This is a genomic window from Enterobacter cloacae complex sp. GYL001, assembly GCF_049237125.1.
In the GTDB taxonomy this organism is placed as follows: Bacteria; Pseudomonadota; Gammaproteobacteria; order Enterobacterales; family Enterobacteriaceae; genus Enterobacter; species Enterobacter hormaechei_C.
The window spans coordinates 80,502-92,832 of the sequence record NZ_JBMKGW010000002.1 but is presented as its reverse complement, the minus strand read 5'-3'; the positions used below and the strand labels follow the sequence as shown (position 1 = coordinate 92,832).

Sequence of the window (12,331 nt, the reverse complement as noted above, 5' to 3'; positions counted from 1 at the left end):
CGCACCAATAAATTACATTTCCGCGTAAGCCCATCGGGTTACAGGCCGCATGTATAAAGCCGTGCCTTATTCTGAATATTGCTTCTCGTAACATGAACTTTTTAGAACACATGTTCGAAGTGAGTATAGTAATGCTGTCTTTTCACACGAAACGACGTGGACGATAACGAACACAAGGACAGCATTATGGATACAAAATTCATCGACTGGCATTCTGCTGACATTATTGCGGCACTGCGTAAAAAAGGAACATCGCTGGCTGCCGAATCACGTCGTCATGGGCTAAGCTCGTCGACGCTGGCAAACGCCCTGACCCGCCCATGGCCGAAGGGGGAACTGATTATCGCGACGGCGCTGGATACGCATCCGTGGGTGATATGGCCGTCACGCTACCACGATCCTATTACCCATGAATTTATCGACAGAACGCGCATGATGCGCCAGGGCAAAACGAAGAAAGCACATCAGGACTGATGCACCAGGATTGACAGGAACAGCAATCCCCCGGCCTGTTATGGCAGGGGGGTGCCGGAACGATTACTCGCCCTTCACACGCTCGATATTTGCACCCAGCGCGCGCAGTTTGTCCTCAATACGCTCGTAACCACGATCGATGTGGTAGATACGATCGACAACGGTAGTCCCTTCCGCAATACAACCTGCCAATACGAGGCTCGCAGACGCGCGCAGATCGGTCGCCATCACCTGCGCACCGGACAGTTTTTCAACGCCGTGGCAAATTACCGTGTTGCTTTCAATCTCAGCATGCGCACCCATACGGATCAGTTCCGGTACGTGCATGAAACGGTTTTCGAAGATAGTTTCCGTGATGAAGCCTGTGCCTTCGGCCACCAGGTTCAACAGCGTGAACTGTGCCTGCATATCCGTCGGGAATGCCGGATGTGGCGCAGTACGCACGTTAACGGCTTTAGGACGCTGCCCGTGCATATCGAGGCTGATCCAGTCTTCACCGATTTCGATATCCGCACCCGCATCGCGCAGTTTCGCCAGCACCGCATCCAGGGTATCTGGCTGGGCGTTACGGCAGACAATCTTACCGCCAGAAATGGCCGCGGCCACCAGGAAAGTACCGGTTTCGATACGATCTGGCAGTACGCGATACACACCACCACCCAGACGTTCAACGCCTTCGATGGTGATACGGTCTGTGCCCTGCCCGCTGATCTTCGCCCCCAGCGCGACCAGGAAGTTCGCGGTATCCACGATCTCCGGCTCACGGGCGGCGTTTTCGATGATGGTAGTGCCTTCTGCCAGCGTAGCAGCCGACATGATGGTGACCGTTGCGCCCACGCTCACTTTGTCCATGACAATATGCGCGCCTTTCAGACGACCATTGACGGATGCTTTAACGTAACCCTCTTCCAGCTTGATCTCTGCGCCGAGTTTTTCCAGGCCGAAGATATGCAGGTCAACGGGACGCGCGCCGATAGCGCATCCGCCCGGCAGTGAAACCTGTCCCTGACCGAAACGCGCCACCAGCGGACCAAGCGCCCAGATGGAAGCACGCATGGTTTTCACCAGCTCATACGGCGCTGAGAAGTTGTTCACGTTGCTGGCATCGATCCAGACGGAACCGTTACGCTCCACTTTGGTGCCCAACTGGCCGAGCAACTTCATGGTCGTGTCGATATCTTTCAGCTTCGGTACGTTCTGGATCTCTACCGGCTCTTCTGCGAGCAGCGCAGCGAAAAGAATGGGCAGCGCGGCGTTTTTAGCGCCAGAAATTGTGACTTCGCCCTGGAGACGCGTGGGTCCCTGTACACGAAATTTATCCATCGTTTGCTCTCTTATAAATTCAACCGTGCTGCGGGCGTTTCGCCCTCAGCTCAAAAACCGTTTAGTTTGCGATCGCGTGCCCACTCCTGTGGGGTGAACGCTTTAATCGACAGGGCGTGGATGCGGTTATCCGCAATGTATTCCATCAGCGGCGCGTACACAGCCTGCTGTTTCTTCACGCGACTCATTCCGTCGAACATCTCACCCACAGCAATAACCTGGAAGTGACTGCCATCGCCAGAGACGTGGGCTTCCTGAAGGGAGAGTGCATTCATCAGCACAGTCTGGATTTCATTATTTTCCATGGGGTCTACATCATCTGATAGTGAAAACAAGCTCAACATCTTAGAGCAAAGTGGCGCGGTCTTAAACAAGCAAAAAGCCCCGACGCGTAAACTGTCGGGGCTTTCAGAAGTAACGTACTGAAAAAATTAGCGAGGTAATACGTCTTCGGGCAAATTGTAAAGCTGTGCAAGGGTAATCACGTTATCGCTTACCCCCGTCAGGGTAACGCCACTCCCCTGCTTTTTGCCCGTGGCCACCAGGTGCGCCAGCAGGGCGATACCGGCGGTATCTACCCGCGTAACGCCATGGAGATCAATCAGCGTCACGCCCTGCATCGCGTTATGGCGAGCGTCCCACAGCGGGTTAAGCAGATCCTGATCCAGCTCTCCCGTCAGCGTCAACGTCTCGCCGTCACGCGCCCAGCTAAGCTGCTGTGACATTACTTCTTCTCGTCCAGGGTAATTTTCTGACGAGAGATGGACTGAAGCTGAGCCGTCAGGCCATCGATGCCTTTAGTGCGCAGCAGATCGCTCCACTCGTTCTGTTTAGTGGTGATCATGCTGACGCCTTCAGCGATCATGTCGTACGCCTGCCAGTTTCCGGTCTGGCTGTTTTTACGCCACTGGAAGTCCAGACGAACCGGTGGACGACCGTTTGGATCGATAATCGTCACGCGAATAGGAATGATAGTGGCATCGCCCAGCGGCTGTTCAGGGGCAATCTGATAGGTCTGCCCGTGGTACATCGCCAGCGCCTGGCCGTAAGCCTGTTTCAGGTATTCACGGAACGCCGCAAAGTAAGCCTCGCGCTGTGCAGGGGTCGCATCTTTGTAGTAACGGCCCAGCACCAGTGCGCCCGCATACTTGATCTGCACATACGGCAGCAGTTCCTGATCCACCACATCACGCAGATAATCAGGGTTAGAACGGATTTTTGGCTGTTCGTTTTTAAGACGGTCGAAGGTTTTCTTCGCGGCCTCATCCATCAGTTTGTACGGGTTACTCTGATCCGCAGCGTGCGCCGCGGTAAGAGGGGCAATGACCAGCATGGCAACCATTAACAGTCGTTTAAACATGAATGACTTCTCCTGAAATTAATTCGTCGCGCCTGGCGTCGGTTCGACGTTGGTGTGGTCTTCACTCTGCGCAGGGGCATCGTCAGACTTTTTATCATCCCCTTTACTGTTGTAAAGGAACTGACCAATCATATCTTCCAGCACCATCGCTGACTTGGTATCCTGGATTACGCTACCGTCTTTAAGGATAGTCGTTCCCAGCTCAGGATCTTCAAAACCAACGTTAAGGGCCAGATATTGCTCCCCCAGCAGGCCAGAGGTGCGGATAGAAAGCGAGCTGGTGTCCGGAATGTGGTTATAGCGCTCTTCGATATCCATCGCGACGCGCGGCAGATAGGTTTTCTCATCAAGCGTAATGTCAGCGACACGTCCGATAACGACGCCACCAATACGCACCGGTGAGCGCGCTTTCAGGCCGCCGATGTTATCGAAAGTCGCGTAGACACGATACGTCGGCTCGGCGCGAACAGAGGTGATGTCCGCCGCTCGCAGGCAGATGAACAGCGCGGCCAGCAGCGCCAGAAGCAGAAACACGCCAACCCAAATTTCATTTTTTCTCGTTTGCATGAACTCAATTCCCAAACATCAGTGCGGTGAGCACAAAATCCAGACCTAAAACGGCCAGCGACGAATGTACGACAGTACGCGTCGTTGCACGGCTAATGCCCGCCGACGTCGGAATGGCATCGTAACCATTAAACAACGCAATCCAGGTAACCGTCACAGCGAAAACCACGCTCTTGATCAGACAGTTCACTAGATCCATCCGCAGATCGATGGCGTCCTGCATGGCAGACCAGAAGAATCCGGCATCAATGCCTTTCCAGTTAACGCCAACCAGCGCGCCTCCCCAGATACCTACCGCCACAAAGAGGATAGTCAGTAACGGCAAGGAGATAACCCCGGCCCAGAAGCGCGGCGAGATTACCCGGCGCAGCGGATCGACTGCCATCATCTCCATACTGGAGAGCTGCTCGGTGGCGCGCATCAGGCCAATTTCCGCCGTCAACGCTGACCCGGCACGCCCGGCGAACAGCAGCGCGGCAACCACCGGCCCGAGTTCACGCAGCAGCGAGAGCGCCACCAGCATGCCAAGGCTGGTTTCCGCGCTGTAGGTTGTCAGCACCAGATACCCCTGCAACCCCAGCACCATGCCAATAAACAGACCCGACACGATGATGATAAGCATCGACAGCACGCCGACGTTATAAAGCTGCCGTACCAGTAACGGCGCATGCTTGCGGAACTCCGGTTTGCCGACCAGCGCGTTGAACAACATTAATCCGGCACGCCCGAACGTACTGATGGTTTTTAGGCCACGGTGTCCAAGACCCGCCAACGCATTTAACAGCATGAGTGGCTTAACTCCCTATTCCGAGTAAATCGTCATGATAGTCGCCCGCCGGATAGCGGAAAGGCACCGGCCCATCTGCGATACCGTCCAGGAACTGCCGCACGCGCGGATCGCCATTCTCCTGCAACGCCTGCGCGCTGCCGTGGGCGACGATCTTTTTGTCAGCCACAATATAGGCGTAATCAGCGATACTCAGCACTTCCGGCACGTCGTGGGAAACCACCACGCAGGTGACGCCAAGGGCGCTGTTCAGCTCCGAAATTAACTTCACCAGCACGCCCATGGTGATGGGGTCCTGCCCGACGAACGGTTCATCGAACATGATTAAATCGGGTTCCAGGGCAATAGCACGCGCCAGCGCGGCGCGGCGCGCCATCCCACCCGAGAGTTCGGACGGCATGAGTTTCGCAGCCCCCCGCAGCCCCACGGCTTCAAGCTTCATCATCACCGTACTGTGCAACAGCTCAGGAGGAAGATGGGTGTGCTCACGCAACGGATAGGCCACGTTGTCAAAAACGTTCATATCCGTGAACAGCGCGCCCGACTGAAAGAGCATGCTCATCCGTTTGCGAACCGTGTAGAGGCGCGAGCGAGACATCGCCGGGACATTTTCGCCGTCGAAGAGAATTTCGCCGCTGTCAGGGGGGATTTGCCCGCCGATAAGACGCAGCAACGTGGTTTTACCGATCCCTGACGGCCCCATGATGGCGGTGATTTTACCGCGCGGCACGGTCAGCGAAATATCATCAAATATTAACCGGTTGCCGCGAGAAAAACTGACGCCCCGGACATCGACTATATTCGCCATCGTTTGGCTCATTTATGGTTCCTTACTTACCTTGCTTCACGGCTGGCATGAAGCGTAAATCAGCCCTAAACCCCGCATTTTTACAGAATATTCACTATTGGGGTTAGCGAAAGCTGGCATTTGTTTTACTTTTCCGGCGCATAAAGTCAAAATTAGGAATTCGTTACGTCTCAGACTTCATCTGGCGCCAACATTCGTGCGCAGTGGACCAGCGAGTATACCTGAAGAAAGGACTTTTGATGCTTTTAGCAACAGCACTGTTAATAATTGGTTTACTGTTGGTGGTCTACAGTGCTGACCGTTTGGTCTTTGCCGCATCCATTCTCTGTCGACTCATTGGCATGCCGCCCATCATTATCGGCATGACGGTGGTCAGTGTAGGCACATCGCTTCCTGAAATCATCGTTTCTGTTTCAGCCTCGCTGCATGGGCAGGTCGACCTCGCTATCGGCACCGCGATTGGCTCTAACATCGTCAATATCTTACTGATTTTAGGCTTAGCCGCATTACTGCATCCATTTCGCGTGCATTCTGATGTTTTGCGCCGGGAATTGCCGTTAATGTTAGTCGTCAGTCTGCTGGCAGGCTACGTACTTTATGACGGGGTGCTGAGCGTCGGTGACGGTATATTCCTGCTCGCCCTGGCCGTGATCTGGTTGCTTTACAGCGTGAAGATCGCACGTCTGGCGGAAAAACAGGGTAACGATAGCCTTACGCGTGAGCATCTCGCCGAGCTGCCCCGGGAAGGGACCTTACCCGTCGCCCTGCTGTGGCTGGGCGTCGCGCTGATCATCATGCCAATGGCCACGCGGATGGTGGTCGATAACGCGACGGTGCTGGCGAACGCGTTTGCGATGAGCGAACTGACAATCGGTCTGACGGTAATCGCCATCGGCACCAGCCTGCCAGAGCTGGCCACCGCCATCGCCGGGGCGCGTAAAGGGGAAGATGATATCGCCATCGGCAATATCATCGGCTCGAATATTTTCAATATCGCGATCGTGACAGGGCTGCCGGCGCTAATCTCGCCGGGGCCGTTTAACCCTATGGTTTTCACGCGCGATTACGGTGTGATGCTGCTGGTCAGCGTGATTTTCGCCCTGCTCTGCTGGCGGCGAAAAGAGCAGATCGGCAAAGGCGCAGGCGCGCTGCTGACGGGTGGATTTATCGTATGGCTGGCGATGCTGTACTGGCTTTCGCCTCTTCTCTCTGGGTAAACGGAAACGCATTATGTCGCAAATAGAATTGCAGCCGGGTTTTGACTTTCAGAAAGCAGGCAAAGACGTTCTGGAGATTGAACGTGAAGGTCTGGCGCAGTTAGATCAGTACATTAATCAGGATTTTAGTCTGGCCTGTGAGAAGATGTTCTACTGTGCCGGCAAAGTCGTGGTGATGGGGATGGGCAAATCCGGCCATATCGGACGCAAAATGGCGGCGACCTTTGCCAGTACCGGCACGTCGTCATTCTTCGTTCATCCCGGTGAAGCCGCGCACGGTGACCTCGGCATGGTTACGCCGCAGGACGTGGTTATTGCGCTGTCCAACTCCGGGGAATCGAATGAAATCCTGGCGTTGATCCCGGTGCTGAAGCGTCTGCACGTACCGCTGATTTGCATGACCAGCCGACCGGAAAGCAGCATGGCGCGTGCGGCGGATATTCACCTGTGCGTGAAAGTGCCTAAAGAAGCCTGTCCGCTGGGGCTGGCGCCGACCTCCAGCACAACCGCCGCGCTGGTGATGGGCGATGCCCTTGCCGTTGCGCTGCTGGAAGCCCGCGGTTTTACGCCTGAAGATTTTGCCCTGTCTCATCCCGGCGGCGCGCTCGGGCGCAAACTGCTGCTGCGGGTTAACGATATTATGCACACCGGAGATGAGATCCCGCACGTGAGCAAAGAGGCCTCTTTGCGCGACGCGTTACTGGAGATCACCCGTAAAAACCTGGGCATGACGGTTATCTGCGACGATCTGATGAAGATTCAGGGCATTTTCACCGACGGCGACCTGCGCCGGGTATTCGATATGGGTGTGGATGTCCGAACGCTGGGCATTGCTGATGTGATGACGCCAGGCGGGATCCGCGTCCGTCCGGGCACGCTGGCGGTAGATGTGCTGAACCTGATGCAGTCCCGTCATATTACCTCAGTGATGGTTGCCGATGGCGACCAACTGCTGGGTGTGGTACATATGCATGATCTGCTGCGCGCTGGCGTAGTGTAATGAAGGATAAGACAATGAGTAATGCGGGTGCATCCCTTGCAACCTGTTATGGCCCGGTGAGCGCCCACATGATGGCAAAGGCGGAAAATATCCGCCTGCTGATCCTCGATGTGGATGGTGTGCTCTCCGACGGTCTGATTTATATGGGCAATAACGGCGAAGAGCTGAAAGCCTTTAACGTTCGCGACGGTTACGGTATCCGCTGTGCGCTCACGTCCGGAATTGAAGTTGCAATCATCACCGGGCGGAAAGCTAAACTGGTAGAAGATCGGTGTGAAACGCTGGGCATTACCCATCTCTATCAGGGGCAGTCTGATAAGATGGTAGCTTTCCGGGATCTGCTGGGAAAACTGGCCATTGCACCAGAGAATGTGGCATACGTCGGGGATGATTTGATCGACTGGCCAGTGATGGCGGAGGTGGGTCTGAGCATCGCCGTGGCTGACGCGCACCCGCTGCTGATCCCGCGTGCTGATTACGTTACCCATATTCACGGTGGCCGCGGCGCCGTCCGTGAAGTCTGCGATCTGCTTCTGCTGTCGCAGGGCAAGCTTGATGAGGCGAAAGGGCAATCGATATGAGTAAAACCAGACGTTGGGTTATCATTCTGCTTGCGCTTGTCGCCCTGGTACTGATTGGCGTCAACCTCGCTGACCGCGATGATACGCAAGCGGAAGTGGTTAACACGAGCGACCCGACCTATAAAAGCGATCACAGCGACACCGTGGTCTATAGCCCGGAAGGCGCGCTGAACTATCGCCTCGTTGCTCAGCATGTAGAATATTTTTCAGATGACGGTACCTCGTGGTTTACCCAACCGGTCATGACCACCTTTGATACGGACAAAGTGCCGACGTGGTCTATCAAGTCTGACCGGGCAAAACTGACAAATGACCGTATGCTTTACCTGTATGGTCACGTTGAAGTCAACGCCCTGACCGCTGACGCGCAACTGCGAAAAATTACGACGGATAACGCCCAGATCAACCTGGTCACCCAGGATGTCACGTCGCAGGATTTAGTCACCCTGTATGGCACAACATTTAATTCCAGCGGTTTAAGAATGCGCGGGAACTTACGCAGCAAAAACGCCGAGCTGATTGAAAAGGTTAGAACCTCCTATGAAATTCAAAACAAACAAACTCAGCCTTAAAGTTGTTATCGCCAGCGCGCTGCTGGCGGCCAGTCTTCCCGCGCTTGCTGTGACTGGCGACACCGAACAGCCGATTCATATTGAATCCGATACCCAGTCTCTGGATATGCAGGGTAACGTCGTCACCTTTACCGGCAACGTCGTCATGACCCAGGGCACAATTAAAATCAACGCCGACAAAGTGGTCGTTACCCGTCCGGGCGGCGAGCAGGGCAAAGAGATTATCGATGGTTATGGCAACCCGGCCACCTTCTACCAGATGCAGGACAACGGCAAGCCGGTGAAAGGCCATGCCTCGCATATGCACTATGAACTGGCGAAGGATCTGGTCATCCTGACCGGTAATGCTTACCTGGAACAGCTGGACAGCAATATCAAAGGCGACAAGATCACCTATCTGGTGAAAGAGCAGAAAATGCAGGCCTCCAGCGAAAAAGGCAAACGCGTCACGACCGTGCTTGTGCCTTCGCAGTTGCAGGACAAGAACAACGGTCAGGCTCCGGCACAGAAAAAGAGTAACTAATTCGTTATGGCAACTTTAACTGCAAAAAACCTCGCGAAAGCGTATAAGGGCCGCCGCGTCGTCGAAGATGTCAGTCTGACCGTCAACTCCGGCGAAATCGTGGGTTTGCTTGGCCCTAACGGGGCGGGTAAAACCACGACCTTCTACATGGTGGTGGGCATCGTCCCGCGTGACGCCGGCAACATCATCATCGATGATGAAGATATCAGCCTGCTGCCGCTTCATGCCCGCGCGCGTCGTGGCATCGGCTATTTGCCGCAGGAAGCGTCTATTTTCCGCCGCTTAAGCGTGTTCGACAACCTGATGGCCGTGCTCCAGATCCGTGACGATCTGACCAGCGAGCAGCGCACTGACCGTGCGAACGAGCTGATGGAAGAGTTTCATATCGAACATCTGCGTGACAGCCTCGGCCAGGCGCTGTCCGGTGGTGAACGCCGCCGCGTTGAGATTGCGCGCGCGCTGGCAGCAAACCCAAAATTCATCCTGCTGGATGAACCGTTTGCGGGCGTTGACCCCATCTCCGTTATCGATATCAAACGTATCATTGAGCACCTGCGCGACAGCGGGCTTGGCGTACTGATCACGGACCATAACGTTCGTGAAACGCTGGCCGTGTGTGAGCGCGCCTACATAGTGAGCCAGGGCCATCTGATTGCCCACGGTACGCCGCAGCAAATCCTCGAAGATGAGCATGTTAAGCGCGTGTACCTTGGGGAAGACTTCAGACTCTGATAGGGTAGAGGTTAAGTCACGCCGAACCGGAGAAAAACGCTCTGAACATGAAGCAAGGTTTGCAATTACGGCTCAGCCAGCAACTGGCCATGACGCCGCAGCTACAGCAGGCAATCCGTCTGTTGCAGCTGTCCACGTTAGAACTCCAGCAGGAGCTCCAGCAGGCGCTGGACAGCAATCCGCTGCTGGAGCAAACCGATCTTCATGACGAGGTAGACGCCCAGCAGACGCAGGACACAGAAACGCTCGACTCCGTAGATGCGCTCGAACAGAAAGAGATGCCGGACGAACTGCCGCTGGATGCCAGCTGGGATGAAATCTACACCGCGGGTACCCCTTCCGGGACGCGCGCAGACTACCAGGACGATGAACTCCCGGTCTACCAGGGCGAACCACCCAGTCGCTTCAGGACTACCTGATGTGGCAGGTAGAGCTGACCCCTTTCTCCGATACCGATCGCGCCATTGCCACCTCGATTGTCGATGCCGTTGACGACACGGGCTATTTGACCGTGACGCTGGACGAGATTCTGGAAAGCATCGGCAATGACGAGATTGAACTGGAAGAGATTGAAGCCGTCCTGAAACGCGTTCAGCGCTTCGACCCGATTGGCGTCGCCGCGAAAGATCTGCGCGACTGCCTTCTGATCCAGCTTTCGCAGTTTGCCAAAGAGACACCGTGGATTGACGAAGCCCGGCTCATCATCAGCGATCATCTGGATCTGCTGGCGAATCATGACTTCCGCACCCTGATGCGCGTCACGCGCCTGAAAGAAGAGGTGCTGAAGGAAGCGGTGAATCTGATCCAGTCGCTCGATCCGCGTCCGGGGCAGTCGATCCAGACCAGCGAACCGGAATATGTCATTCCTGATGTGCTGGTGAGAAAACACAATGGCCGCTGGGTCGTTGAACTGAACGCCGACAGCATTCCTCGCCTGCAAATCAACCAGCAATACGCCTCCATGTGCACCAGCGCACGTAATGACGCTGATAATCAATACATTCGCAGCAACCTTCAGGAAGCACGCTGGTTGATCAAGAGCCTGGAGAGCCGTAATGACACGCTGCTGCGCGTCAGCCGCTGTATTGTCGAACAGCAGCAGGCGTTCTTTGAGCAGGGCGAAGAGTTTATGAAACCGATGGTGCTGGCAGACATCGCCCAGGCCGTCGAGATGCATGAATCAACCATTTCCCGCGTGACCACGCAGAAATATCTGCACAGCCCACGCGGTATTTTTGAGCTTAAGTATTTCTTCTCCAGCCACGTGAACACCGAAGGCGGCGGCGAGGCCTCGTCAACGGCTATTCGCGCACTGGTGAAGAAGTTGATCGCCGCGGAGAACCCCGCGAAGCCACTCAGTGACAGTAAGTTAACCACCATGCTGTCCGATCAGGGTATTATGGTGGCACGTCGTACTGTCGCGAAGTATCGAGAGTCTTTATCCATTCCGCCGTCTAACCAGCGTAAACAACTGGTTTGACACAACCGATAAGGAAGACACTATGCAGCTCAATATCACCGGACATAACGTCGAGATTACTGAGGCTTTACGCGATTTTGTAAACACTAAGTTTGCGAAACTCGAGCAGTATTTCGAGAGGATCAACCAGGTCTATGTTGTGTTGAAAGTGGAGAAAGTGACGCATATCTCGGATGCGACCCTGCACGTCAACGGAGGGGAACTCCATGCCAGTGCGGAAGGGCAAGACATGTACGCGGCTATCGACGGCTTGATTGATAAGCTTGCGAGACAGCTCAATAAACATAAAGATAAACTGAAACAACACTAATTGTCCGGGCAGTTAACGGGTGCAGGACGGCCTGTTGTGAAACACAACAGGCCATTTGTACAGTTAGCGCTTAGGTGAAATTATGATAAACAACGATTCCGCTCTTCAACTGAGCAATGTCCTTAACCAGGATTGTACCCGCAGTGGCGTTCACTGCCAGAGCAAAAAACGTGCGCTGGAAATCATCAGTGAGCTGGCCGCAAAACAGCTGGGTCTGCCGCCGCAGATCGTGTTTGAAGCCATTCTGACCCGTGAAAAAATGGGCAGTACCGGCATCGGCAATGGCATTGCGATCCCGCATGGCAAGCTGGAAGAAGATACGCTGCGTGCCGTGGGGGTGTTTGTGCAACTGGAAACGCCTATCGCTTTTGACGCCATCGATAACCAGCCTGTGGATCTGCTTTTCGCGCTGCTGGTTCCTGCCGATCAGACCAAAACCCACCTGCACACGCTGTCGCTGGTTGCCAAACGTCTGGCGGATAAAACCATTTGTCGTCGACTGCGCTCAGCCCAAAGTGATGAAGAGCTTTATCAAATTATCACTGAAGCAGAAGGCAATCAGGATGAGGCATAATCGGGAAAGGGCCTTCAGAACGG

At 54.8% G+C, this 12,331-nt stretch carries 16 protein-coding genes and 1 pseudogene; 10 read left to right on the top strand and 7 right to left on the bottom strand.

Features of this window, described 5'->3' with window-relative positions:
- Positions 1-186: 186 nt before the first annotated feature.
- On the top strand, positions 187-474 hold the full coding sequence (sfsB, locus tag ACOTWU_RS04510; protein WP_020480545.1) for a DNA-binding transcriptional regulator SfsB: 288 nt from the start codon (positions 187-189) through the stop codon (positions 472-474).
- A 63-nt stretch (positions 475-537) separates the two neighbouring features.
- Here sfsB and murA read toward each other — a convergent pair whose 3' ends face one another.
- From murA to mlaF, 7 genes are all read right to left on the bottom strand, one after another.
- Complete coding sequence (gene murA, locus ACOTWU_RS04505; RefSeq protein ID WP_006812128.1) at positions 538-1,797, bottom strand: UDP-N-acetylglucosamine 1-carboxyvinyltransferase; 1,260 nt, start codon at positions 1,795-1,797, stop codon at positions 538-540.
- A 50-nt stretch (positions 1,798-1,847) separates the two neighbouring features.
- Positions 1,848-2,102: a BolA family iron metabolism protein IbaG gene (gene ibaG, locus ACOTWU_RS04500; protein WP_003861840.1), complete on the bottom strand. Its 255-nt coding sequence runs from the start codon at positions 2,100-2,102 to the stop codon at positions 1,848-1,850.
- A gap of 126 nt (positions 2,103-2,228) precedes the next feature.
- Positions 2,229-2,522 carry a lipid asymmetry maintenance protein MlaB gene (gene mlaB, locus ACOTWU_RS04495; protein ID WP_032649664.1) on the bottom strand — a complete coding sequence of 98 codons (294 nt, stop codon included), beginning with the start codon at positions 2,520-2,522 and terminating at the stop codon, positions 2,229-2,231.
- Entirely contained in the window at positions 2,522-3,157 is a 636-nt protein-coding gene (gene mlaC / locus ACOTWU_RS04490; RefSeq protein WP_006812130.1) for a phospholipid-binding protein MlaC, read from the bottom strand. The genes mlaB and mlaC overlap by 1 nt, the downstream gene beginning before the upstream one ends.
- A gap of 18 nt (positions 3,158-3,175) precedes the next feature.
- Positions 3,176-3,724 (bottom strand): outer membrane lipid asymmetry maintenance protein MlaD, encoded by a 549-nt coding sequence (gene mlaD / locus ACOTWU_RS04485; RefSeq protein WP_006812131.1) that lies wholly within the window; start codon positions 3,722-3,724, stop codon positions 3,176-3,178.
- Positions 3,725-3,728: 4 nt separating this feature from the next.
- On the bottom strand, positions 3,729-4,511 hold the full coding sequence (gene mlaE / locus ACOTWU_RS04480) for a lipid asymmetry maintenance ABC transporter permease subunit MlaE (RefSeq protein ID WP_003861848.1): 783 nt from the start codon (positions 4,509-4,511) through the stop codon (positions 3,729-3,731).
- A gap of 7 nt (positions 4,512-4,518) precedes the next feature.
- Complete coding sequence (gene mlaF / locus ACOTWU_RS04475) at positions 4,519-5,331, bottom strand: phospholipid ABC transporter ATP-binding protein MlaF (RefSeq protein ID WP_017382730.1); 813 nt, start codon at positions 5,329-5,331, stop codon at positions 4,519-4,521.
- Between the two features lie 227 nt (positions 5,332-5,558).
- Here mlaF and ACOTWU_RS04470 point away from each other — a divergent pair, with 227 nt between their 5' ends.
- The 9 genes and pseudogenes from ACOTWU_RS04470 to ptsN all read left to right on the top strand — a co-directional run bounded on the left by ACOTWU_RS04470 (position 5,559) and on the right by ptsN (position 12,308).
- Entirely contained in the window at positions 5,559-6,536 is a 978-nt protein-coding gene (locus ACOTWU_RS04470; protein ID WP_003861852.1) for a calcium/sodium antiporter, read from the top strand.
- Between the two features lie 13 nt (positions 6,537-6,549).
- Complete coding sequence (kdsD, locus tag ACOTWU_RS04465; RefSeq protein ID WP_003861853.1) at positions 6,550-7,536, top strand: arabinose-5-phosphate isomerase KdsD; 987 nt, start codon at positions 6,550-6,552, stop codon at positions 7,534-7,536.
- A 14-nt stretch (positions 7,537-7,550) separates the two neighbouring features.
- Entirely contained in the window at positions 7,551-8,117 is a 567-nt protein-coding gene (gene kdsC, locus ACOTWU_RS04460) for a 3-deoxy-manno-octulosonate-8-phosphatase KdsC (protein WP_017693909.1), read from the top strand.
- Positions 8,114-8,689, top strand: coding sequence for an LPS export ABC transporter periplasmic protein LptC (gene lptC, locus ACOTWU_RS04455; protein ID WP_015571983.1), 576 nt, complete (start codon positions 8,114-8,116; stop codon positions 8,687-8,689). The genes kdsC and lptC overlap by 4 nt, the downstream gene beginning before the upstream one ends.
- Positions 8,658-9,212 (top strand): lipopolysaccharide ABC transporter substrate-binding protein LptA, encoded by a 555-nt coding sequence (gene lptA / locus ACOTWU_RS04450; protein ID WP_006812136.1) that lies wholly within the window; start codon positions 8,658-8,660, stop codon positions 9,210-9,212. Before lptC ends, lptA begins: the two co-directional genes overlap by 32 nt.
- Before the next feature lie 6 nt (positions 9,213-9,218).
- Positions 9,219-9,944 carry an LPS export ABC transporter ATP-binding protein gene (gene lptB / locus ACOTWU_RS04445; RefSeq protein ID WP_003861862.1) on the top strand — a complete coding sequence of 242 codons (726 nt, stop codon included), beginning with the start codon at positions 9,219-9,221 and terminating at the stop codon, positions 9,942-9,944.
- Between the two features lie 47 nt (positions 9,945-9,991).
- Positions 9,992-11,424 (top strand): annotated as a pseudogene (gene rpoN / locus ACOTWU_RS04440) (RNA polymerase factor sigma-54).
- Between the two features lie 22 nt (positions 11,425-11,446).
- Positions 11,447-11,734 carry a ribosome hibernation promoting factor gene (gene hpf, locus ACOTWU_RS04435; RefSeq protein ID WP_003861866.1) on the top strand — a complete coding sequence of 96 codons (288 nt, stop codon included), beginning with the start codon at positions 11,447-11,449 and terminating at the stop codon, positions 11,732-11,734.
- 82 nt (positions 11,735-11,816) lie between these two features.
- Entirely contained in the window at positions 11,817-12,308 is a 492-nt protein-coding gene (gene ptsN / locus ACOTWU_RS04430; RefSeq protein WP_003861869.1) for a PTS IIA-like nitrogen regulatory protein PtsN, read from the top strand.
- The last annotated feature ends 23 nt before the right edge of the window (positions 12,309-12,331 follow it).